Origin of the sequence: Stenotrophomonas sp. VV52 (assembly GCF_002893095.1) — a bacterium.
Lineage (GTDB): Bacteria > Pseudomonadota > Gammaproteobacteria > Xanthomonadales > Xanthomonadaceae > Stenotrophomonas > Stenotrophomonas aracearum.
In genome coordinates this window covers 47,327-71,088 of record NZ_PKQQ01000003.1, presented here as the reverse complement: position 1 = coordinate 71,088, position 23,762 = coordinate 47,327, and the positions used below count along the sequence as shown (strand labels likewise).

18 protein-coding genes are annotated in these 23,762 nt (G+C 65.0%); 9 read left to right on the top strand and 9 right to left on the bottom strand.

From position 1 onward, the window contains the following. Positions 1–191 precede the first annotated feature (191 nt). The 4 genes from C2U58_RS08855 to acnA form a co-directional block, all read right to left on the bottom strand. The gene (locus tag C2U58_RS08855; protein WP_253256695.1) at positions 192–1,487 is read right to left on the bottom strand and encodes an AAA family ATPase; all 1,296 of its coding nucleotides are present in this window, start codon (positions 1,485–1,487) and stop codon (positions 192–194) included. Between the two features lie 44 nt (positions 1,488–1,531). Then, complete coding sequence (locus C2U58_RS08850; RefSeq protein ID WP_102945528.1) at positions 1,532–2,488, bottom strand: reverse transcriptase family protein; 957 nt, start codon at positions 2,486–2,488, stop codon at positions 1,532–1,534. A 321-nt stretch (positions 2,489–2,809) separates the two neighbouring features. Continuing rightward, complete coding sequence (locus C2U58_RS08845) at positions 2,810–4,486, bottom strand: long-chain fatty acid--CoA ligase (protein ID WP_102945527.1); 1,677 nt, start codon at positions 4,484–4,486, stop codon at positions 2,810–2,812. 165 nt (positions 4,487–4,651) lie between these two features. Then, positions 4,652–7,405 carry an aconitate hydratase AcnA gene (gene acnA, locus C2U58_RS08840; RefSeq protein WP_102945526.1) on the bottom strand — a complete coding sequence of 918 codons (2,754 nt, stop codon included), beginning with the start codon at positions 7,403–7,405 and terminating at the stop codon, positions 4,652–4,654. A gap of 271 nt (positions 7,406–7,676) precedes the next feature. On the opposite strand from acnA, the gene C2U58_RS08835 reads away from it, so the two are divergent. Genes C2U58_RS08835 through acnB form a run of 3 tightly spaced genes read left to right on the top strand, consistent with a single transcriptional unit; the run spans position 7,677 to position 10,958 of the window. Continuing rightward, entirely contained in the window at positions 7,677–7,901 is a 225-nt protein-coding gene (locus C2U58_RS08835; RefSeq protein WP_070206788.1) for an AbrB/MazE/SpoVT family DNA-binding domain-containing protein, read from the top strand. Positions 7,902–7,907: 6 nt separating this feature from the next. Then, entirely contained in the window at positions 7,908–8,306 is a 399-nt protein-coding gene (locus tag C2U58_RS08830) for a type II toxin-antitoxin system VapC family toxin (protein WP_070206789.1), read from the top strand. Between the two features lie 60 nt (positions 8,307–8,366). After that, on the top strand, positions 8,367–10,958 hold the full coding sequence (acnB, locus tag C2U58_RS08825) for a bifunctional aconitate hydratase 2/2-methylisocitrate dehydratase (RefSeq protein ID WP_102945525.1): 2,592 nt from the start codon (positions 8,367–8,369) through the stop codon (positions 10,956–10,958). Between the two features lie 57 nt (positions 10,959–11,015). On the opposite strand, the gene C2U58_RS08820 is transcribed toward acnB, so the two are convergent. Beyond that, the gene (locus C2U58_RS08820; RefSeq protein WP_102945524.1) at positions 11,016–12,284 is read right to left on the bottom strand and encodes a LysR substrate-binding domain-containing protein; all 1,269 of its coding nucleotides are present in this window, start codon (positions 12,282–12,284) and stop codon (positions 11,016–11,018) included. Between the two features lie 100 nt (positions 12,285–12,384). Here C2U58_RS08820 and C2U58_RS08815 point away from each other — a divergent pair, with 100 nt between their 5' ends. From C2U58_RS08815 to C2U58_RS08790, 6 genes are all read left to right on the top strand, one after another. Then, positions 12,385–13,056: a 4-carboxy-4-hydroxy-2-oxoadipate aldolase/oxaloacetate decarboxylase gene (locus tag C2U58_RS08815; protein ID WP_102945523.1), complete on the top strand. Its 672-nt coding sequence runs from the start codon at positions 12,385–12,387 to the stop codon at positions 13,054–13,056. Further along, positions 13,049–14,104 (top strand): 4-oxalomesaconate tautomerase, encoded by a 1,056-nt coding sequence (locus tag C2U58_RS08810; protein WP_102945522.1) that lies wholly within the window; start codon positions 13,049–13,051, stop codon positions 14,102–14,104. The genes C2U58_RS08815 and C2U58_RS08810 overlap by 8 nt, the downstream gene beginning before the upstream one ends. Before the next feature lie 59 nt (positions 14,105–14,163). After that, the gene (dctA, locus tag C2U58_RS08805; protein ID WP_102945521.1) at positions 14,164–15,477 is read left to right on the top strand and encodes a C4-dicarboxylate transporter DctA; all 1,314 of its coding nucleotides are present in this window, start codon (positions 14,164–14,166) and stop codon (positions 15,475–15,477) included. A gap of 79 nt (positions 15,478–15,556) precedes the next feature. Continuing rightward, positions 15,557–16,837: a carbohydrate porin gene (locus C2U58_RS08800; RefSeq protein ID WP_102945520.1), complete on the top strand. Its 1,281-nt coding sequence runs from the start codon at positions 15,557–15,559 to the stop codon at positions 16,835–16,837. Between the two features lie 22 nt (positions 16,838–16,859). Next, positions 16,860–17,882 carry an amidohydrolase family protein gene (locus C2U58_RS08795; protein ID WP_102945519.1) on the top strand — a complete coding sequence of 341 codons (1,023 nt, stop codon included), beginning with the start codon at positions 16,860–16,862 and terminating at the stop codon, positions 17,880–17,882. After that, complete coding sequence (locus C2U58_RS08790; protein ID WP_102945518.1) at positions 17,882–18,769, top strand: amidohydrolase family protein; 888 nt, start codon at positions 17,882–17,884, stop codon at positions 18,767–18,769. The genes C2U58_RS08795 and C2U58_RS08790 overlap by 1 nt, the downstream gene beginning before the upstream one ends. 60 nt (positions 18,770–18,829) lie before the next feature. Here the strand turns inward: C2U58_RS08790 and C2U58_RS08785 are convergent, their stop codons facing one another. The 4 genes from C2U58_RS08785 to C2U58_RS08770 are packed head-to-tail and all read right to left on the bottom strand — an operon-like array spanning position 18,830 to position 23,665. Continuing rightward, complete coding sequence (locus tag C2U58_RS08785; protein WP_102945517.1) at positions 18,830–19,900, bottom strand: chemotaxis response regulator protein-glutamate methylesterase; 1,071 nt, start codon at positions 19,898–19,900, stop codon at positions 18,830–18,832. After that, entirely contained in the window at positions 19,897–20,493 is a 597-nt protein-coding gene (cheD, locus tag C2U58_RS08780; RefSeq protein ID WP_070206795.1) for a chemoreceptor glutamine deamidase CheD, read from the bottom strand. Before cheD ends, C2U58_RS08785 begins: the two co-directional genes overlap by 4 nt. Then, complete coding sequence (locus C2U58_RS08775) at positions 20,490–21,356, bottom strand: CheR family methyltransferase (RefSeq protein ID WP_102945516.1); 867 nt, start codon at positions 21,354–21,356, stop codon at positions 20,490–20,492. The genes cheD and C2U58_RS08775 overlap by 4 nt, the downstream gene beginning before the upstream one ends. Positions 21,357–21,412: 56 nt before the next feature. After that, the gene (locus C2U58_RS08770) at positions 21,413–23,665 is read right to left on the bottom strand and encodes a methyl-accepting chemotaxis protein (RefSeq protein WP_102945515.1); all 2,253 of its coding nucleotides are present in this window, start codon (positions 23,663–23,665) and stop codon (positions 21,413–21,415) included. Between the last annotated feature and the right edge of the window lie 97 nt (positions 23,666–23,762).

Sequence of the window (23,762 nt, the reverse complement as noted above, 5' to 3'; positions counted from 1 at the left end):
GTGCAGGGAATCTGCTTCGATTGCTTTGCTCATGTCAATCCCGTCAAGGCGACTGCTGTGGTAAAAGTTTCGGGTACGCATGGCAACATACAGGAGTGATGGGTTGCCGACGTCAGCAGCGATCTGGTCGATGTCATCTCTGGGTGTTACCTGCGTTTCAGGCGAGACATTGCAGTCCGATTTCGCCACCATCATGCCTCGTGAGCCGGGGGCAATAGTTGCCGAAGCGTTTCCGTAATGTCCTGAAATGCGTCTGGACTTCTGCCAATCAGATAATCGTAAATTTCTGATTGCGTTGCTATGCCTCTCTTCAAGATGTGACGAATCAAACTCTTTTCCTTGTCAAAGGTCATTCGCGGGACGTGAAACGGAAAGTCCGGGTCCTGTTTGCTCTCAGCAAGTAGGGCTTTTTCGACACTCTTGAGCGGTATCAGATGGATGCTCGGATGTTGGGCGTATCCCTCATCTTTCTGGTCACCATCAACAATACCAATCACCTGATCGGCTGGTCCAAGGAACTTCTCGCGGTCATTGTCCGAGACAAGTGCGCCGACACGAGCTCCGCTGCCTACATAAATGATCTTGTAGCTAAGGATCGTCCTGGGGCAGTACTTTTTTACTAAATGAGTAATGAATGCCGTGAGCGAGGTGTCTTCGGTGACGATGCACCTGTCGAATCCAGCGAATCCAAACATCTTCGCTCTGGCAAAGCTGAATGAGGTTGGTTCAATTGAGACGTTGCCATCGACCTGGTCCATGTAAAACATCTCGCCAGGTTCAAGCTTGTGCATGAGGGCGAGGGAGTGGGTCGTGAAAACCACCTTGCAGTTGTACTCAACGCAGAATCGCCTCAGCCAGCTCGCAAGATTTGCCTGCGCGGCGGCGTCAAGGGAAAGGTCGATTTCGTCAATGACCAGAAGCTTCGCTGATCCCTTGATGGTTCTATACAGATTTATGAGGAAATACTCGCCGGAGCTGAGGTAATCCTCTCTGATGTACGTCCCGTCATTACGCACGATGGCATAGTAGCTTTTCCCCTTGACTCGGACTTCCGCCATGGTCGAGAACCGATCCGAGCCGTAGATGGCGCCCAGAAAGTCAATCAGCTCCTCGGGACGTGCGTACTTGCCGAAGGAGATTGCCTTCCGAATGTCCAGGTCGGCTTCGCTCGCACTTTTAAAGTAGTTGAAGCGCCTCCCGTGCGGCATTGGGAGTTCGGCTTCAATCATCTTTCGAAGTGTCGAGGGGATCGTGTCCCTGCAATTCAGTGACCGGATCTTCTCGTCGTATGTGAACGCTACGCGTTCGCCCCCTGCCTCGTAGGTGATTCGACTCTTGTCGGAAAACGCGTAGGGCGTGGCCGTCCTGTTGAACGTGTCAGCGTTGGAGAGGTTTCGCAGGGCGCGCACCAGCGTTGTTTTGCCTGTTCCATTTCGACCCACCAGACACACCAAGCCAGGCGTTGACAGGTCGATGTCCAAAGTCATGTTGGTGACATGTTGAACTGATTCGAGCACTACACGAAATCGGCTCATTTGGCTGACCTGTGCAGGAAACTGTCGATTACGGTGGCTCCGAACTTTGCTCTAAGCTTGTCGAGGTACGCGACATCTGCCACATGCACGTAGCTGATGAGTCCGCTAAGGCTCTGCAAGCCATCTTCCCACTCCTCCTCCCGATCCTCTCTGAAAATTCTTGCAAGTTTGGACTGGTCGGTGATGTAGAAGTGGAGGTAGGACTCAATTCGGTTTCGTACTTCGCGATCGATGACAATGACGCCGGTGGGAACAATGACTCGGCCGAGCAACTTGACCTTCCTGCCGATGGTGGTCAGTTTGCTCTTGGTCGGATTCAGCGCAAAGCCATCACCGAGCTCAGAAGACAGACAGTCTTCAACCACGGCAACGGCATCGGCCAGCGATTCGCGGTCAGCGGCTGAAAGGATGATGTCGTCGGCGTAGCGCGTGTACACCCAGCCGCGATCACGACTCTGGGATTTCAGGCGACTGTCAAATCCCAGCAGGCATGCGTTGCTCAGGATTGGAGATGTCGAGTAGCCAATTGGCAGCTTGCCATCAATCGTAAGAAGTTCCAGGATGTGACCCAAGTGCTGTCCAAGGTCTTCCACCGGAATGTCGGATGTTTCAAGTGCGGTTCTGATGTGATCCGTCGTGATGCTGTCGAAGAATCGTTCGAGATCGGTCTGGAAGAAGGCGCGGCTGTGAGCGTGCGGCTCTACGGCCTGGAGCAAGGTTGTACCTCTACGGTAGGCAAATGAGACCGTTTCATCTACCTGCAGGTGGTCAAGTACGTAGTGGTTGAGGAAGCGATGAAACGCCTTGAGAACGCCCGTGGGTTTGTAGATTGTTCGACCCTTCCAGGAAACTCGCACCCTGTGCTGTTCTGGCTTCAGCTCCATGAACTCAATGAAGCGGTACTTTCCATGAAACATGGAGTCGAACAACTGTTCGAGCGGTTGTGGGGTCATTGTCCACTCACCCTTTCGTCCGACTGGAGGCGCGCGTCGCCACGAGCGCCTTCGGAGAGTACAAACGAAATGCCCGGTCGGGCGTGAGCCTGCGACCGGGCATGCGTAAATTGATGAAACGCCCTAGGGACCAGACTGTTGACTGGAGCTACTCCTAGTCGCTGGTATGCAAAAATCCTAGCATCTATCACGTTGAGTAGCAACCTTCGGCGTAAACGGCAAGTGAGGTGCGGGCTTTACCTATCTGGGCGTCTCTTGGCTTCTCAAGATGTGGTAGAGCACCTCAGGATTGTGAGGCGCTCTACCTGGCCCGCCGCGGAATTACGCCGCCGGTGCGTCACGCAGTTCGCGGCGCAGGATCTTGCCGACGTTGGTCTTCGGCAGTTCCTTGCGGAACTCGACGATCTTCGGGTGCTTGTAGCCGGTCAGGTTGGCGCGGGCGTGTTCCTTGACCTGTTCGGCGGTCAGGTTCGGGTCCTTCTTGACGATAACGACCTTGACGATTTCGCCGGACTTTTCGTCGGGTACGCCAACTGCCGCTACTTCGAGCACGCCGGGCATCATCGCGATGACGTCTTCGACTTCGTTCGGGTACACGTTGAAGCCGGACACCAGGATCATGTCCTTCTTGCGGTCGACGATGTAGAAGAAGCCCTGCTCGTCCATGCGCGCCATGTCGCCGGTGTGCAGCCAGCCGTCGGCGTCGATCGCCTTGGCGGTGTCTTCCGGACGCTGCCAGTAGCCCTTCATCACCTGCGGGCCACGGATGCACAGTTCGCCGACTTCACCGGCAGCCATGGTGACGCCGTTGTCGTCTTTCACGCAGGCGTCGGTGGACGGAATCGGCAGGCCGATCGCGCCGTTGTACTCGGCCAGGTTGAGCGGGTTGATGCAGGCGGCCGGTGAGGTTTCGGTCAGGCCGTAGGCTTCGACCAGGGTGACGCCGGTGGTCTTCTTCCAGCGCTCGGCGACCGAACGCTGCACGGCCATGCCGCCGCCCAGGGTGACCTTCAGCGAGGAGAAGTCGATCTCGTCGAAGCCCGGGGTGTTGAGCAGGCCGTTGAACAGCGTGTTGACGCCGGTGATGGCGGTGAAGCGGGTCGACTTGAGCTCCTTGACGAAGCCCTTCATGTCGCGCGGGTTGGTGATCAGGTGGTTGCAGCCACCGAACTTCATGAAGACCAGCCCGTTCGCGGTCAATGCGAAGATGTGGTACAGCGGCAGGGCGGTGATGATCCACTCCTTGCCCATTTCAATGCCCGACGCGGAGATCCACGCCGAGGCCTGCTGCATGTTGGCCACCAGGTTGCGGTTGGTGAGCATTGCCCCCTTGGCCACGCCGGTGGTGCCGCCGGTGTACTGCAGGAAGGCCACGTCGTCGTGGTCCAGCTCCACCTTCGGCAGGGTGTGCTTGCTGCCCAGCTTCAGCGCCTGGTTGAAGCGGATCGCGCCGCGCAGGCTGTAGTTGGGCACCATCTTCTTGATGTACTTCAGCACGAAGTTCACCAGCACGCCCTTGGCGCCGAGCATGTCGCCCAGGCCGGTGGTGATGACCTGCTTGACCTGGGTTTCAGCAATGACCTGCTGCACGGTGTCGCCGAAGTTGTCCACGACCACCAGGACCGAGGCGCCGGAATCGACCAGCTGGTGCTTCAGTTCGCGCGCGGTGTACAGCGGGTTGACATTGACCACGGTCAGGCCGGCGCGGAGCACGCCGAAGGTGGCCACCGGGTACTGCAGGCAGTTGGGCATCATCAGGGCGACGCGGTCGCCCTTCTTGAGCTTCAGCTCGCCGAGCAGGTAGGCGGCGAATTTTTCGACCAGGGCGTCGGTTTCACCATAGGTGAGGACCTTGCCGAAGCTGGAGTAGGCGGGACGGTCGCGGAACCTGGCCACGGACGTATCGAAAACGGCCGACACCGAATGGAACTCATTGACGTCGATTTCGGCGGGTACGCCGTTGGGATAGCTCTTCAGCCAGGGACGTTCCAGACTCATTATTCCCCCTCCAGGAAACGTGGATGTTGTGATGCTGACGGACAGTATCCGTCGATTCGGTCCCCGGCAGCATACCGGTCCGAATGGAAAACGCGAAGGCCCTGTGAATAAAGCGTGCAGGCCACGTGGAGAGGCCCCCTTCCTGAATGGAAGGGGGCAGGGGGCTCAGCGGGCCGCCAGCTGGCGCAGCACGTACTGCAGCAGGCCGCCGTGCTTGAAGTACTCCACTTCCTTGGGGGTCAGCAGCATCACATGGGCCTGGAAGGTCTTCACGGTGCCGTCGGCACGGGTCGCGGTGACCGTGGCGGTCTTGCTGGCGCCATCGGCCAGGCCGGTGATGTCGACCTTCTCCGAGCCGTCCAGGCCCAGGCTCTGGGCGTTCTCGCCGGCCTGGAACTGCAGCGGCAGCACGCCCATGCCGACCAGGTTGGAACGGTGGATGCGCTCGAAGCTCTCGGCCATCACCGCCTTCACGCCCAGCAGGTTGGTGCCCTTGGCGGCCCAGTCGCGCGAGGAGCCGGTGCCGTACTCCTTGCCGGCGAACACCACCAGCGGCACGCCCTCGGCCTTGTACTTCATGGCCGCGTCGTAGATGGCCAGCTTTTCCGGCTCGCCGCCGCCGGCCGGGTAGTACAGGGTGTTGCCGCCTTCCTCGCCCCCGAACATCAGGTTCTTGATGCGGATGTTGGCAAAGGTGCCGCGCACCATCACGTCGTCGTTGCCGCGGCGGCTGCCGTAGCTGTTGAAGTCGGCCGGCTGCACGCCGCGCTCCTGCAGGAAGCGGCCCGCCGGGGAGTCCTTCTTGATGTTGCCGGCCGGGGAGATGTGGTCGGTGGTGATCGAGTCGCCGAACAGGCCCATCACCCGGGCGCCGTGCACGTCGTCGATGTGGCCGACCTGCATGGTCATGCCGTCGAAGTAGGGCGGGTTCTTGATGTAGGTGGAGCTGCCGTCCCATTCGTACAGGTCGCCGTCGGGCGACTGGATGGTGTTCCAGCGGCTGTCGCCCTTGAACACGTCGGCGTAGTTCTGCTTGAACATCTCCGGGCCGATGGTCGCGGCAATGACATCGCCGATTTCCTTGTTGCTCGGCCAGATGTCGCGCAGGTACACCGGCTGGCCGTCGCTGCCGGTGCCGAGCGGTTCGGTGGTCAGGTCGATGTCGGTGGTGCCGGCGATGGCGTAGGCCACCACCAGTGGCGGGCTGGCCAGGTAGTTCATCTTCACTTCGGGGTGCACGCGGCCCTCGAAGTTGCGGTTGCCCGACAGCACCGAGGTCACCACCAGGTCGCCACTGGCGATGCCGGCGCTGACTTCGGTGGGCAGCGGGCCGGAATTGCCGATGCAGGTGGTGCAGCCGTAGCCGACCACGTAGAAGCCGACCTTTTCCAGCTCGGTGAGCACGCCGGCCTTTTCAAGGTAGTCGGTGACCACGCGCGAACCCGGGCCGAGCGAGGTCTTCACCCACGGCTTGCGGTCCAGGCCCTTGGCCGCCGCGTTGCGGGCGAGCAGGCCGGCACCGATCATCACCGCCGGGTTGGAGGTGTTGGTGCAGGAGGTGATGGCGGCGATGACCACGGCACCGTCCTTGAGCCGGAAACGGGTGCCGTCCAGGTCGACATCGGCGTAGCCCTTGGCCAGCTGTTCGTTGCCGACCGCAGCGCCGCCGCCTTCGTTGACGAACTTGGAAACGTCGTCGCTGCGCTTGTCGCGATTGGTGGTCAGGCCACCCAGGTTGTCGCGGTAGTTCTGCTTGACGTCCTGCAGCAGCACGCGATCCTGCGGGCGCTTGGGACCGGCCAGCGACGGCTTGACCTCGCCCATGTCCAGTTCCAGCGTGGCGCTGTAGCTGGCATGGGCGGTGGTGGCGTCGTGCCACAGGCCCTGGGCCTTGGCGTAGGCTTCGACCAGCGCGATCTGTTCTTCGTTGCGGCCGGACAGGCGCAGGTAGTTCAGCGATTCGTTGTCGATCGGGAAGATGCCGCAGGTGGCGCCGTACTCGGGCGCCATGTTGCCGATGGTGGCGCGGTCGGCCAGCGGCAGGTGCTGCAGGCCTTCGCCGAAGAACTCGACGAACTTGCCGACCACCCCGTGCTTGCGCAGCATCTGGGTGACGGTCAGCACCAGGTCGGTGGCGGTCGCGCCTTCGGGCAGGCGGCCGGTGAGCTTGAAGCCCACCACCTGCGGGATCAGCATGGAGGAGGGCTGGCCGAGCATGGCCGCTTCGGCCTCGATGCCGCCCACGCCCCAGCCGAGCACGCCGATGCCGTTGATCATCGTGGTGTGGCTGTCGGTGCCGAACACGGTATCGGGGTAGGCGACCGCCTTGCCGTCCTTGTCTGCGGTCATCACGACACGCGCGAGGTTTTCCAGGTTCACCTGGTGGACGATGCCGGTATTCGGCGGCACCACCTTGAAGTTGTCGAACGCCTTCTGGCCCCAGCGCAGGAAACCGTAGCGCTCCTGGTTGCGCTGGAACTCGATCTTGCCGTTCAGGTCGAGTGCGTCCGGGGTGCCGAACACGTCGACCTGCACGGAGTGGTCGATGACCAGCTCGGAGGGGATTTGCGGGTTGATCTGTTCCGGGCGGCCGCCCAGCTTGACCACGGCGTCGCGCATGGCGGCCAGGTCGACCACGCAGGGCACGCCGGTGAAGTCCTGCAGGACCACGCGGGCCGGCATGAAGGCGATTTCGATGTCCGGCTCGGCGGCCGGGTTCCAGCGTGCCACCGCTTCGATGTGATCGCGGCCGACGGTGGCGCCGCCGTCCTCGTGCCGGAGCAGGTTCTCCAGCAGGATCTTCATCGAATAGGGCAGGTGGGAGATGTCGAACTGCTGTCCGAGCTTGGGCAGGCTGAAGTAGTCGTAGGTGGTGCCGCCGACGTCCAGCTGGCTGCGGGTGGAGAACGAGTCGCTCATGCGGGGAAACTCCTCTTGCGGATGGCTTGCAGTGGCCCGGGGGCCTGCTTGCGGTTGCCGGAGGCCAGGCGCCGGCAGTGGGAACCAGTATGAACCCTTCAGCCACGCGCCGGTCTTCGGCAGGGCCTCAGGCTACCTATACCTATGTATCGCCTGTGTCATTGGTGTGGCAGGGCCTTGGCCGGTTGGAGGCGGCGAGGCTGAACAGGCTCGGGCAGAAGTATGCGGGGTCAAGTATGTATAATTCGTACATACTTTGGAGGGCCTACCGATGGAAGCCACCGTTGCAGAACGCGGACAGATCACCTTGCCCAAGGCGGTCCGCGACGCGCTCGGCCTGACCAAGGGCACCCAGCTGAAGGTGGAGCTCGACGGCAGCCGCATCATCCTGCGCAAGAGTGTTGACGATGCCATTTCAAGGGCGCGCGGCAAGTTCTCGCTGGACGGCTTCGAGTCGGCCGAGGCGGCCGTGCGCGCCGTGCGCGACGAGGGATAAGCCAGGATGATCGCCGTCGATTCCCCGGTACTGGTCGAGCTGCTGAGCAATGGTCCGCAGGCCGATGCCGTGGAGGCCTGCCTGCGCCAGAGCCTGGTCGGCGGCAAGGTGGTGGTGTGCGGGGCGACCCTCGCCGAAGTCTGTGCGAGCCTGCGCGGCGGCGCCGAGGTGCTGGAAGCGCTGGAGGAAATGGGTGTCCATTTCAACGCGCTGGAAGCCAAGTCGGCGCTGCGCGCGGGCGAGATGCACCGCCGCCATCGCCAGCGCGGGGACAGCCGGCGCAGCCTGGACGACTTCATGGTCGGCGCGCACGCGCTGTTGCAGTGCGACGGCCTGATCACCTGGAACGACAAGTTTTACCGCGACTACTTCAAGGGCCTGAAGCTGATCGTGCCAAACGCCTGAGCCCTCTTTTTTCAACCGTTTCATTCAATCGCATTCTTCGAGAATCACCCGGGAGTTGTCATGTTGGAAGCCTACCGCCACCACGTAGCCGAGCGCGCCGCGCTTGGCATCCCGCCGCTGCCGCTGAACGCCCAGCAGACGGCCGACGTCATCGAACTGCTGAAGAACCCGCCGGCCGGTGAAGCCGACTTCCTGGTCGAGCTGCTGACCCACCGCGTTCCGGCCGGCGTCGACGACGCGGCCAAGGTCAAGGCCTCGTACCTGGCCGCGATCGCCTTCGGCAGCGAAACCAATGCGCTGATTTCGCGCGAGCGCGCCACCGAACTGCTGGGCACCATGCTGGGCGGCTACAACGTTGCGCCGCTCGTGCAGCTGCTGGACGATGCCAGCGTCGGCACCATTGCCGCCGATGCGCTGAAGCACACCCTGCTGGTGTTCGACGCCTTCCACGACGTGCAGGAAAAGGCCAAGGCGGGTAACGCCAACGCACAGGCCGTGCTGCAGAGCTGGGCCGATGCCGAGTGGTTCACCAGCAAGCCGGAAGTGGCCGCGAGCATGACCGTCACCGTGTTCAAGGTGCCGGGCGAAACCAATACCGACGACCTGTCGCCGGCTCCGGACGCCACCACCCGCCCGGACATTCCGATGCACGCGCTGGCGATGCTGAAGAACAAGCGCGACGACGCCGCGTTCACGCCGGAAGAAGACGGCAAGCGCGGTCCGATCCAGCAGATCCTCTCGCTCAAGGACAAGGGCCACCTGGTCGCCTACGTGGGCGACGTGGTCGGCACCGGTTCCTCGCGCAAGTCGGCGACCAACAGCGTGCTGTGGTGGACCGGCGATGACATTCCGTACATCCCGAACAAGCGCGCCGGCGGCGTGTGCCTGGGTGGCAAGATCGCCCCGATCTTCTACAACACCATGGAAGACGCTGGCGCACTGCCGATCGAGCTGGACGTGACCAAGATGGAGCACGGCGATGTCGTCGAGCTGCGTCCGTACGAAGGCAAGGCACTGAAGAACGGCGAAGTGATCGCCGAATTCGAAGTGAAGTCCGAAGTGCTGTTCGACGAAGTGCGCGCCGGTGGCCGCATTCCGCTGATCGTCGGCCGCGGCCTGACCGGCAAGGCGCGCGAAGCGCTGGGCCTGGCCCCGACCGATCTGTTCCGCCTGCCGGTGCAGCCGGTCGACACCGGCAAGGGCTTCTCGCTGGCGCAGAAGATGGTCGGCCGCGCCTGTGGCCTGCCGGAAGGCCAGGGCATGCGCCCGGGCACCTACTGCGAACCGAAGATGACCTCGGTGGGCTCGCAGGACACCACCGGCCCGATGACCCGCGACGAGCTGAAGGACCTGGCCTGCCTGGGCTTCTCGGCCGACCTGGTGATGCAGTCGTTCTGCCACACCGCGGCGTACCCGAAGCCGGTCGACGTCAAGACCCACCACACCCTGCCGGAATTCATCTCCACCCGTGGCGGCGTGTCGCTGCGTCCGGGCGACGGCGTGATCCACAGCTGGCTCAACCGCATGCTGCTGCCCGACACCGTCGGCACCGGCGGCGACTCGCACACCCGTTTCCCGGTGGGCATTTCGTTCCCGGCCGGCTCGGGCCTGGTCGCGTTCGCCGCCGCCACCGGCGTGATGCCGCTGGACATGCCCGAATCGGTGCTGGTGCGCTTCAAGGGCCAGATGCAGCCGGGCGTGACCCTGCGTGACCTGGTCAACGCGATCCCGCTGTACGCGATCAGGTCGGGCCTGCTGACCGTGGCCAAGGCTGGCAAGAAGAACATCTTCTCCGGCCGCATCCTGGAAATCGAAGGCCTGCCGGACCTGAAGGTGGAGCAGGCGTTCGAACTGTCCGACGCCTCGGCCGAGCGCTCGGCTGCCGGTTGCTCGGTGCACCTGAACAAGGAACCGATCATCGAGTACCTCACCAGCAACATCACGCTGCTGAAGTGGATGATTGCCGAGGGGTATCAGGACGCCCGTTCGCTGGCGCGCCGCATCGAGAAGATGGAAGCGTGGCTGGCCAACCCGGAGCTGCTGGAACCGGATGCCGACGCCGAATACGCTGCGGTCATCGAAATCGACCTGGCCGACATCCACGAGCCGATCGTGGCCTGCCCGAACGATCCGGACGACGTCAAGACGCTGTCGGACGTGGCCGGTGCGGCCATCGATGAAGTCTTCATCGGTTCGTGCATGACCAATATCGGTCACTTCCGCGCCGCTGCGAAGCTGCTGGAAGGCAAGCGCGACATCCCGACCAAGCTGTGGGTGGCCCCGCCGACCAAGATGGATGCCTCGGAGCTGACCAAGGAAGGCCATTACGGCACCTTCGGCACCGCCGGTGCACGCATGGAAATGCCGGGCTGCTCGCTGTGCATGGGCAACCAGGCACAGGTGCGCGAAGGCGCGACCGTGTTCTCGACCTCGACCCGCAACTTCCCGAACCGCCTGGGCCGCAACTCCAACGTGTACCTGGGTTCGGCCGAACTGGCCGCGATCTGCTCGCGCCTGGGCCGCATTCCGACCAAGACCGAGTACATGGCCGACATCGGCGTGCTGGATGCCAGCGGCAAGGAGATCTACCGCTACATGAACTTCGACCAGATCGAGGAATACCAGGACGTGGCCAAGACGGTCGCCGCCTGAGTTTCGTGATCGGTTGATGTGTTGAACGAAGAACCCCCGGTGCGAACCGGGGGTTTTTTATTGAACCGATGTTCCTCGCGCCGGATAACGAAAAGGCCAGGTGGTATCGCTGTCATTGCTCCGTTCTGCACAGACCGCGCGGAAGGTGTCCACGAACGCCTGCTGCAGGCGGGTGGGGTGCCAGTCGGCGCGCGTGGTGAGGCCGATGCGGCGGCGCAGGTCATCGCCAGCGCTGGCGATTTCGCAGAGCAGGCCGGCGCGGCGTTCGATGACGAACTGGTCGCGTGACATCAGGGTCAGCCAGTCGTCTTCCAGCAGCAGGCCGCGGGTGATCAGCACCGAGCCGCATTCGATGCGCAGCCGCGGCGGTTCGTGCCCGTGCTGGCGGAACATGCGTTCCCAGCGGGCGCGTACCGGTGCGCCGGTGGCGGCGATCACCCACGGGTACGCCAGCAGCTGATCGAACGCGGGCGGCGTTGCGCCGGCCAGCGGGTGGCCCGTGCGCGCCACGATCACCGGTTCGTCGTCGAACAAGCCTTCCTGCGCGATGTCGCGCACCGGCAGGCTGTCGCGCATGGCGCCAATCAACAGGTCCAGGCTCCCTGCGCGCAGGTCGCCCAGCAGCTCTGCATACGGTCCTTCAATGACGTTCACCGATGCGCCGGGGTGGGCGCGTGCAAAGCGCGCCAGTACCTGCGGCAGCAGGATGGCGCGGGCCAGCGGCATGACGCCCAGCGTGACACGGCCGCCTTGTTCGGAGCGAAGCAGCGCCACTTCATCGATGCCCGCAGCCAGTTCGGACAGGGCCAGCCGCACCAGTCGAAGCATGCGCGTGGCCGCCGGGGTGGTCTGTACTGTCTTGCCATGGCGTTCGGTCAGCGGGGTCTCGATGGCCGTGCCCAGCTCGTGAACGGCACGGTAGATCGCGGGTTGTGAAATGCCAGAGCGCGCCGCTGCGAGCGTGAAACTGCCCGCCGCATCCACGGCAACCAGCGCCCGCAGCTGGCCCAGTGTTACCCGCCGCTCCACTGCCGGCAGCGCGGGCAGGCGGTGCGCGCGGCGTGCCACGCGGACGCCATCGGCGATATACCCCAACGCGCGCTCGATGCGCGGCACCAGCAGCTCGGCCGCTTCGGTGGGCGCCATGCCGCCGGGTTGGCGGTCGAACAGGGTGGCGTCGAGCTGGGTCTCCAGCCGCGCGATGGCCTGGGTCAATGCGGGTTGCGACAGGTTCACCTGTGGCGCCGCCGCACTGATGCCGCCGTGGCGGTGCACCGCGACGAGGGCGTGCAGGTGCTTCAGGTTCAGCTCAACGGCTCGATTCATGGATCAACTATAACCAAACCCAATGGCTGTTGCGGAAAACGATCTTGAGGGGTGGGCGCTGCCGGACAAGACTGCATCATCGTCATTGAAGGATGGATGGATGTCCCGCGTCGTCACCCATGTCGAACGCGCCGCTGCCGGCGCGATCCAGGTTCTCGCCCAGGCCGGTGTTGCCACCGCGCACGAAGCCCAGGGCCGCAGTGGCCTGCTGCACCCGCGGCTGCGCCCGATCTACAGCGGCGCCCGCATTGCCGGCAGCGCCATCACGGTGTCGGTGCCGCCGGGCGACAACTGGATGATGCACGTGGCCATCGAGCAGCTTCGCGAAGGCGATGTGCTGGTGGTGGCGCCGACCAGCGACTGCACCGATGGCTACTTCGGCGATCTGCTGGCCACGTCGGCGCAGGTGCGCGGCTGCCAGGGCCTGGTGATCGACGCCGGTGTGCGCGACGTGCGCGACCTGGCCGCGATGGGCTTTCCAGTCTGGAGCCGGGCGATACACGCGCAGGGCACGGTGAAGGAGACCCTGGGCTCGGTGAACGTGCCGGTGGTCTGCGGCGGCGCGCTGGTGCACCCGGGTGACGTGGTGATCGCCGACGATGATGGCGTCTGCATCGTGCCGCGCGCCGACGCGGTGCGCGTGGCTGCCGAAGCCCAGGCCCGTGAGGCGCGCGAAGCGGAGAAGCGCGAGCGCCTGGCCAAGGGCGAGCTGGGCCTGGACATCTATGCGATGCGCGAACGCCTGGCGGCAAAGGGCCTGCGCTATGAATGACGGCGTGCGCGCGATGTGGATGCGTGGGGGCACCTCCAAGGGCGGGTACTTCCTTGCCGACGAGCTGCCGCCGACAGCTGCGGACCGTGATGCGTTCCTGTTGCGTGCCTTTGGCTCGCCGGACCCGCGCCAGATCGATGGCATGGGCGGCGCGGATCCGTTGACCTCGAAGGTTGCGGTGGTATCGGCGTCCACCCGATCCGATGCGGATGTCGATTACCTGTTCCTGCAGGTGTTCGTCGATGAAGCCGTGGTCAGCGATGCGCAGAACTGCGGCAACCTGCTGGCCGGCGTGGGGCCGTTCGCGATCGAGCGTGGTCTTGTGTCCGCAAAAGCGGCGTCCACCGACGTGCGGATCTTCATGGTCAACACCGGCAAGCTGGCCACGGCCAACGTGCCGACCCCTGGCGGCAAGGTGCGCTACGACGGTCCAGCGCGGATCGATGGCGTGCCGGGCACGGCCGCGCCGATCCCGCTGACGTTTGCCGATATCGCCGGGTCCAGCTGTGGCGCGCTGCTGCCTACGGGACAGGCCTGCGATGTCATCGACGGGGTGCAGGTGACGCTGATCGACAATGGCATGCCCTGCGTGGTGCTGCGGGCCAGCGATGTGGGCGTAACCGGTTACGAAGACCGCGCAACGCTCGATGCCGACGAGGTACTGAAGGCGCGCCTGGAGGCGATCCGGCTGCAGGCCGGCCCGTTGATGAACCTCGGCGATGTCACCGCGCAGTCCGTACCGAAAATGATGCTGGTGACAGCGCCGCGCGAAGGCGGGGCGATCTGCGTGCGCTCGTTCATACCGCACCGCTGCCATGCCTCCATCGGTGTGCTCGGGGCGGTGACCGTGGCGACCGCCTGCCTGTTGCCCGGGTCGCCGGCCAGCGCGCTGGCCACCGTGGCGGACGGAAGCCCGCTGCAGCTGGATATCGAACACCCCAGCGGCAGCACCGGCTGCGTGCTGGAGCGGGATGCGGCGGGGCAGGTAACGGCTGCGGCGATCCTGCGCACCGCGCGAAAGCTCTTTGACGGCGTTCTATTCGGTTGAACGGCGCGTTCGACTGAATAGGCGCGTCGTCTTTATTCTTGTGACCTGGGAGGGTTGTCATGACAGTTGTTGAGAAGCGGCAGGGCCGCTTCGGCGTATTCGGCCAATTGTGGTTCCAGGTGCTGGCCGGCACCGTGATCGGCGTGGTGCTGGGCTGGCTGCAGCCGGACTGGGGCTCGGCGATGAAGCCGTTCGGCGACGCGTTCATCAAGCTGATCCGGATGATGATCGGACCGATCATCTTCGTGACGGTGGTGCATGGCATCGCCGGCATGCGCGACATGCGCAGCGTGGGTCGCCTGGCGCTGAAGTCGCTGATCTATTTCGAGGTCATCACCATCCTGGCACTGATCGTCGGGCTGGTCGCGGTCGATCTGTGGCAACCGGGCGCCGGCATGAACATCGACCCGGCCACCATCGACATGGCCAGCATCCAGGGCTATGTGCACACCGCGCACGACCAGTCGATCGTGGCGTACATCATGGCGATCATTCCCAACACCCTGGTCAGTGCGTTCACCGAAGCGCACGTGCTGCAGGTGCTGTTCGTGGCGGTGCTGTTCGGGGTGGCGCTGGCCTCGGTCGGCGAGCGCGGTGCGCCCGTGATGAAGGTGATCGAAGGCACGTCCAGTGCTTTGTTCAAGATCATCGGCTACATCATGTACTTCGCGCCGATCGGTGCGTTCGGCGCCATCGCCTTCACCGTGGGTCAGTTCGGCGCCGGGTCGCTGCTGTCGCTGGGCGAGCTGATCATCGAGTTCTTCGTGGTCTGCGCGGCATTCACCGTGTTCGTGCTGGGCGCGGTGTGCTGGTGGACCGGGGCCAGCCTGTGGCGCCTGCTGGCCTACCTGCGCGATGAGATTGTGATCGTCGCGGCCACCACGTCGACCGAAACGGTGCTGCCGCGCCTGATCGAGAAGATGAAGAAGCTGGGCTGCGAGGAGAGCGTGGTGGGCTTCGTGATTCCCGCCGGGTACTCGTTCAACCTGGACGGCACCTGCCTGTACCTGACCACGGTCGCACTGTTCCTGGCACAAGCGACCAACACCGAGCTCACCGTGTGGCACCAGCTGGGGTTGATCGCGGTGCTGCTGCTCACCTCCAAAGGCGCGGCAGGCGTGGCCGGCGCGGCGTTCGTGGTACTGGCCGCCACGCTGGGCACGACAGGCACGATCCCGGTGGCCAGCATCGCGCTGATCCTCGGCATCCACCGCATCCTGGCCGAAGGGCTGACCTTCGTGAACCTGGTCGGCAACGCGATCGCGGTGCTGGTGATCGCCAAGTGGGAAGGCAAGCTGGACGAGAAGGTGATGGCCGAACAGATCGGCACCCGCCGTGCCCGCCTGCGCCACCTGGGCGTGCGCGAAGCCTGACCGACGCGCTGCCGCGTGCTGGCGGCGCCACCTGAGAGTGCATTGAACCCGGTGTTACCGCACCGGGGAGGGAGAGATCATGTCCACCATTCACCACACCACGCTGGCGCTGTTGTTGAGCGCGGCACTGGCCGCTCCTGCGGCCGCCCAGGGCACGCTGCCGAAGGGCGTCGATCTGACCCTGGATGTCGTCGGCAACGTCGCCTCCAACCCGGTAGGCGGCGTCGAGCAGGGAACCGAGGGCTCCTACTGGATCATGGCGCAGTCGAAGTTCGACCTGGACGCGCTGTTCGGCGTTCACAACACCGACGTGGACGCGCAATGGGCCTGGTTTGCCGGACGCAACCTGGCCCGCGAGAAGATCGGCAATTCGATCAGCGCGCAGCAGACCTGGCGGCCGGTGGCCGGCGGGCGCCTGACCCGGTTGACCGTGCGCCACCGCTTCGACAATGGCCTGAGCATCACCGCCGGCCGCGCGCCGGTGAACAGCTACTTCAACAACTCGCCGCTCAACTGCGTGTTCATGAGCAATGCGATGTGCCTGACGCCGTATGGCGCGATCACCGATCTTGGCATCACCGCCTATCCGAACTCGTCCTGGGCCGGGATCCTGCGCTACGACGTGAATGATCGCTGGTATGTGCAGGGCGGCGCGTTCGACTACAACAACGAATTGAACAAGGCCGGCAAGAACGGCCTGGATTTCTCGGTGGGCGAGGGCACCGGTACCATCACCGCCTACGAAGTCGGTTACCAGACCAGCTTCGCCAATGACCGCCTGCCGCGCGCCTACCGGCTCGGCATGTACCGCAACAGCGACGGCGGCAAGAGTCCCTACTACGATGCCAACGGCAACTCGGCGGCGCTGAGCGGTCGGCCCACGGCGATGCAGGACGGGTCGCGCGCCGGCTGGTTCGGCATGGCCGACCAGACCGTGTGGCGCGGTGAAGGCAAGCGCAACCTGGCGCTGTTCGCCCGTGCCTACGTCAACACCGGCAACGAAGCGCCGGTGGACCAGTTCGTCTCGGCCGGGTTCGTCAAGACCGGTACGTTTGCTGGCCGCGACCAGGACACGCTGGCGATGTTCGTCTCCAACACCCACTTCAGCGATCAGCAGATCGGCTTCCTGCGCGACCGGCGCGCACGCAATGGCGGCACCGGCGCGCCCAGCGCCGATGAAATCATCGCCGAGCTCAGCTACGGCTGGGCCGTGCACAAGGGAATCCGGCTGATGCCGAACCTGCAGTACGTGGTCAACCCCGACCCGATCTACGCGCCCACGCGGACCACCGACATTCCCGATGCGCTGATCGTCGGCCTGCGCGTGGACGTCCATTTCGCCCAGCTGTTCGGCTGGTAACTCCTCCCCCACGAGGCCTCCCATGATCATCGACTGCCACGGTCACTACACCACCGCTCCCGCCAGCCATGACGCGTTCCGCAAGGCGCAGGTAGCGCACTTCAACGATCCGACCCTGCCGGCGCCGGTCTACCCGGAGATCAGCGACGACGAGCTGCGCGAAAGCGTTGAATCCAACCAGCTGCGCCTGCTGCGCGAGCGCGGCGCGGACATGACCATCTTCTCGCCGCGGGCCAGCACCATGGCCCATCACATCGGCGACGAAGCGGTCAGCGCCGAATGGACCCGCCGCTGCAACGACCTGATCGCGCGGGTTGTGCGCTTGTACCCGGAGACCTTCATCGGGGTGTGCCAGCTGCCGCAGTCGCCGGGGGTGCCGATCGCCCATTCGATCGCCGAGCTGGAGCGCTGCGTGAACGAGCTGGGGTTCGTCGGCTGCAACCTCAATCCGGATCCGTCCGGCGGGCACTGGACCGGGCTGCCGTTGACCGACCGCGCCTGGTACCCGTTCTTCGAGAAGATGGTCGAGCTGGACGTGCCGGCGATGGTGCATGTGTCGGGCAGCTGCAACGCCAACTTCCATGCCACCGGCGCGCACTACCTCAACGCCGACACCACCGCGTTCATGCAGTTCCTGCAGGGCGACCTGTTCCGCGACTTCCCGACCCTGCGCTTCATCATCCCGCATGGGGGTGGCGCGGTACCGTACCACTGGGGCCGCTTCCGTGGGCTGGCAGACATGCTGGGCAAGCCGCCGCTGAGCGAACATGTGATGAAGAACGTATTCTTCGATACCTGCGTATACCATCAGCCGGGCATCGACCTGCTGTTCAAGGTGATCGACATCGACAACATCCTGTTCGGCTCTGAAATGGTGGGCGCGGTGCGCGGGATCGACCCGGAGACGGGACAGTTCTTCGATGACACGCTGCGTTATGTGGAGGCGCTGGGGTTGTCGGCCGACGACCGCGCCAAGGTGCTGTCGGGCAATGCCAGGCGCGTGTACCCGCGCCTGGACGCACAACTGAAGGCGAGGGGGCTGTAATGAGCGACTTCGTGAAAGATGCGGACTGGCTGGACTTCTGCCCTGAACCGAGTCGGCCGACATTCGTGCCGCCGCCGGGCGCGGTGGATGCGCACTGCCATGTGTTCGGCCCGGGCAACCGGTTTCCGTACGCGCCGGAGCGCAAGTACACGCCGTGCGATGCGGGCAAGGAGCAGTTGTTCGCATTGCGCGACCACCTCGGCTTCAGCCGCAACGTGATCGTGCAGGCGACCTGCCATGGTGCTGACAACAGCGCGCTGGTGGATGCGCTGCGCAATTCGGATGGCTTGGCGCGGGGCGTGGCGACGGTGCGCGATACCGTGACCGACGTGGAGCTGCGCGAGCTGCATGAGGCCGGTGTTCGCGGCGTACGCTTCAATTTCGTGAAGCGGTTGGTGGACCCGAAGCCGGATGCGTATTACCGCGCGATCATCGAGCGGATCGCGCCGCTGGGCTGGCACGTGGTGGTGTATTTCGAGGCGGCGGACCTGGCAGAGCGGTGGGACTTCTTCACGTCGCTGCCGACCACGGTGGTGGTGGACCATATGGGACGCCCGGATGTCACCCAGCCCGTTGAGGGGCCTGAGTTCCAGCGTTTCGTGCGATTGATGCGCGAGCATCCGAACGTCTGGACCAAGGTCAGTTGCCCTGAGCGCCTCTCGAGATCCGGTCCGCCGCGCTACGACGACGTGGTGCCGTTCGCGAAGCATCTTGTGGAGCAGTTCCCGGACAGGGTGCTGTGGGGTACGGATTGGCCGCACCCGAACCTGAAGTCGCACATGCCCGATGACGGGGCGCTGGTTGATGTGATTCCGCGGATTGCGGTGACCGGGGAGTTGCAACGGAGGTTGTTGGTAGACAACCCGATGCGGTTGTATTGGCCGTGATGGCATCAGCGCAGCGACCCCGGCGGTAGGGTCGCATCCCGATCGACCGCCGGGGTGGCGTCAGGCTCCCCGTGCGAGTGCCATCAGGCGCTCCGCGATTCGCTCCAGTGGCACCTGCTCTTCCGCCGCACCCAGCTTGAACGCCGCTCCCGGCATGCCCCAGACCACGCTGGTTGCTTCGTCCTGGACGAGAGTTGGGGCGCCGACATTTTTCAGCTCCAGCAGCCCGCGCGCGCCGTCGTCGCCCATGCCGGTGAGGATCGCGCCGATGGCATTGGCACCGGCGCTTTCCGCCACGGAGCGGAACAGTACATCCACGGCCGGCTTGTGCCGGTTCACCGCCGGGCCGTCGTCGATGCGGCAGCGCCAGCGGGCGCCGTCGCGGATCACGCGCAGGTGCTTGCCGCCCGGGGGCAGGTAGGCGTGGCCGGCCAGCACGGCTTCGCCGTCGCTGGCTTCGCGTACGGACATCGCCGAGTGGCGGTCCAGGCGTTCGGCGAAGGCGGTGCTGAAGGTGGCGGGCAGGTGCTGGGTGAGCACCACGGCCGGCGCGTCGGCCGGCATCCCTTCCAGCACCACGCGCAGCGCTTCGGTGCCGCCGGCGGAGGCGCCGATGGCGATCAGGCGGTCGGTGGTGCGGAACTGGATGGAACGGGTGGGCGAGGGCGCCACGGCGTCGAGCGTGACGCGCGGGGCGATCGGGCGAGCCAGGGTGCGCACGCGTGAGCGCGCGGCCATCTTGACCTTGGCGATGATTTCTTCGGCATAGCCCTGCAGGCCGCGCGCGACGTCCAGCTTGGGCTTGGAAATGAAGTCCACCGCGCCCAGGGCCAGCGCCTGCAGGGTGGTGTCGGCGCCACGCTCGGTGAGCGAGGAGATCATCACCACCGGCAACGGGTGCAGGCGCATCAGGTTTTCCAGGAACGCCAGCCCGTCCATGCGCGGCATTTCCACATCCAGGGTGATGACGTCGGGCGCGAGGCGCTTGATCTTCTCGCGCGCCAGCAGCGGGTCGGCGGCGGTGCCGACCACCTCGATGCCAGGGTCGCTGGCGAGGATCTCGCTCAACATCTGCCGCACGACGGCGGAGTCGTCCACGATCAATACACGTACGGGCGAACCACTGATCATTCGAACAGCTCCACGCCACCGGTGACCGGGGCACGCGACAGGCGTGCACGTACCGCCGATTCGGTCGCGGCCACTTCGGCTTCGTGCGCATGCGGCAGGCGCTGCACCACCACGCGGCCGGTGTCGGCGAAGAACCACACCTTGCGCGGGTGGATGCCGCACAGGTCTTCGGCCAGCACCGGAATGTGCTCGGCCTGCAGGTACTGGCGCACGAACTCGGCATTGCGGGTGCCGACCGGATTGCTGGTGAAGCCCTTGAGCACGTTGGCGCCGCCGAACACCTTGGCTTCCAGGCGCTTGCGGTGTGCGCCACGCTTGAGCAGGTCGTTGATCAGCAGTTCCATGGCGTAGCTGCCGTAGCGGGCCGGTGCGCCGTCGCCGACGTTGCCTTCGGGCAGCAGGAAGTGGTTCATCCCGCCGATCTTGAGCACAGGGTCGCGCAGGCACGCGGCCACGCACGATCCCAGGGTGGTGGTGAGTGCGGTTTCATCGTCGACCACCAGGTACTGGGTCGGCAGCAGCTTGGCGGCGGTGACCTTGAAGCGGCTGTCGTAGTAACGCATCACCTCGTCGGTGCGGGCGGCGAGGTTCATGCCGGGGCTCCGGGAGCGCGCTTGTAGAGGGTCCGGCCGCACGGCTGGATCAGGTCGGCGGCGTGCAGGTAGTTCTCCGAATGCCCGGTGTAGAGCAGGCCGTCGTCGCCCATGTGCTGGATCAGCCGCGAGAGGATGCCGCGCTGGGTGGGCTTGTCGAAATAGATCATGACGTTGCGGCAGAACAGGGCGTCGAACGGGCCGCCGACGTCGTAGCGCGGCGCCAGCAGGTTGAGCGGGCGGAAGTCGATCAGCTCGCGCAGGGCCGGATGCACGCGGCACTGGCCTTCGTTGGGGCCGCTGCCGCGCTGGAAGTAGCGCTTCTTGATCGCCGGATCGAGCCCGGAGACGCGGTCGATGGCGTAGACACCCTTGCTGGCGGTGGCCAACACCTGGGTGTCGACGTCGGTGGCCAGGATCCGCACCGGTGGCTTCAGGGTGCCAAACGCTTCGCAGGCGGTGATCGCCATCGAGTAGGGCTCTTCACCGGTGGAGGCGGCGCACGACCACAACTGCAGGGTGCCGTGGCCGGTACGTGCGCGCAGTTCGGCGTCGAGCTTTTCGAAGTGGTGCGGTTCACGGAAGAACGCGGTGAGGTTGGTGGTCAGCGCGTTGGTGAACGCCTGCCATTCATCGCCGCCCTGGCTTTCGAGCTGGTCCAGGTAGTCCTGGAAGCTGCGCAGGCCGAGCGCGCGCAGGCGCCGAGAGAGGCGACCGTAGACCATGTCGCGCTTGGCCGGGGCCAGCGAGATGCCGACACGCTGGTAGATCAGGTCGCAGATCCGGCGGAAGTCGCGGTCGGCGAACTCGAATTCGCGACCGTGGGGCGTGCTGGCGGAGGCAGGGGCGGTTGGCGTGGTCACGGGCGCGCTCGGGAGAATGGGGGGCGGATGGAAGCGGAGCAGAGCTCCGCTCTACCTCAGAATTCCTGCCAGTTGTTGTCGTCGGTCGGCGTAGTGCGGGGCGCACGCGCGCCGGGAGACGACGTGGTCGCAACTGGCTTTACGCTGCGCAGTGGTGCAGGCGGTGCGACGCGTGCGGCGACCGCGCTGACCGCGTTGGCGACCTGGTTGTCGAGGCGGAAGATCGAGACGGCGTCGGCCAGCTGGGTCGCCTGTTCTTCCATGGCGCGGGCGGCGGCGGTGGCTTCTTCCACCAGTGCGGCGTTCTGCTGGGTGGTTTCGTCCATCTGCACCACGGTCTGGTTGACCTGTTCGATGCCGGCCGACTGCTCCTGCGAGGCCGCCGAGATCTCGGCCATGATGTCGTTCACGCGCTGCACCGAGGCGACGATCTCGCCCATGGTGGTGCCGGCCTTGTGCACCAGCGCCGAGCCGTCGGCCACGCTGGCCACCGAGTCGTCGATCAGGCCCTTGATCTCCTTGGCGGCACCCGCCGAACGCTGGGCCAGGGTGCGCACTTCGGAGGCGACCACGGCGAACCCGCGGCCCTGTTCGCCGGCACGCGCCGCTTCCACCGCGGCGTTCAGGGCCAGGATGTTGGTCTGGAAGGCGATGCCGTCGATCACCGAGATGATCTCGGCAATGCGCCTGGAGCTGGCTTCGATCGCGCTCATGGTGGTGACCACCTGGCCGACTACTTCACCGCCCTGCGAGGCGACGCTGTGCGCGCCGATGGCGAGCTGGTTGGCCTGGCGCGCGTGTTCGGCATTCTGGCGCACGGTGGAGGTCAGCTCCTCCATGGAGGCGGCGGTTTCTTCCAGGTTGGCGGCCTGCTGCTCGGTACGGCGCGACAGGTCGCTGTTGCCGGTGGCGATCTCGCCGGCGACCAGGTTGATGTTGCCGGCGGCCTGCTGGATCTGGCCGACGATCTGGGTCAGCTGCGCGACGGTGGCGTTGGCGTCGTCGCGCATGGTCGCGAACACGCCCTGGTAGTCGCCGTGCATGCGCGCGGTGAGGTCGCCTTCGGCGATCGCCGAGAGCAGCTGCGATAGCTTGCCGAGGTTGTCGTCGCTGACCTGCATCATCGCGTTGAGGCTGGCGATCATCTGCGCGAAGTCGTGGTCGAAGCGGTCGCTGTCGCCGCGCTGGCTGAAATCGCCTGCAGCGGCCGCGGCGCCCAGGCGCTTGATCTCGGCGTTGATGCTGGCCAGGTTGTGCTTGACCGCGTCGACGGTGGTGCTGATCGCGGCCTTGTCGCCCGGGTAACGGGCGATGTCGGCGCTCAGGTCGCCGATGGCGTAGCGCTGGACCACGGCCAGCACCTCCTGCATGGTCTGCACGTGCGCGCCGACCAGGGTGTTGGTTTCATGCACCATCAGGCCGTACTCGCCCGGGAAGGCGGCTTCGTCCATGCGGTAGCCGGTCTGGCCGGCGTCGTGCTGGCTGGCCATTTCACGCTGGGCGCCGATCACCGCGTGCAGCTGCTGCTGCATGCGGCCCATGCTTTCCAGCAGGCGGCCGGGTTCGTCCTGGGCCTGCACGCCGATGCGGCTGTCCAGCTTGCCGCGCGCGATGCTCTCGGCCACGCTGGTGGCCTGGCGCAGCGGCCCGGTGATGCGGTTGCCGATCAGCCAGCTCAGGGCCAGCACCAGCAGCACCACGGCGCCGCCGCTGCCGGCCATGATGCCGGTGAAGGCCAGCGCGTCGGACTGCACGTCGTCCATGTACACGCCGCTGGTGACCACCCACTGCCACGGTGCATACATGCCGGCGTAGGTGGCCTTTTCGATCAGGGCCTCGCCGTTGCCGGGCTTGGTGGTCGAGTAGTAAGTGAAGCCGCCGCTCTGCTTGGCCAGGTCCACCTGCTGCCGGTACAGCGGCACGCCGTCCTTGGAGACGTAGTCCTTCTGCACCTTGCCGACGCGGTCGGGCGCGAACGGGTGCATCAGCAGGGTGTAGTCGGTGGCCAGCACGTTGTAGTACGCCGCGTCGTTGTCGCCGCGCATGCTGTGCAGGGCCTGCAGGGCAGCGCTCTTGGCCGCTTCTTCGGTGAGTTCGCCGCTCTCGGTCAGGCGCTTGTAGTGGTCCAGGATGCCGTAGGTGAGTTCGACTTGGGTCTTCAGGCTCTCCTTGCGCGTTTCGGCCAGGTCCAGGTACTGGATGCGGGCGGCGATCATGGCAAGGACGATCACGCCAAGCGCGATCAGGGCGGTGAGCAGGTTGAGCTTGCCCCGGACGGAGAGGTTGGAGAAGCGGCTGGCGAGATTCATGTATTCGGGTCTTCTGCTGCGGGGGCATGCCGTCGACATACAGGGGACGGCAAAGGAGTTATCGGCCGCGGACGCGTCGGATTGAGGTGTGCGAGCT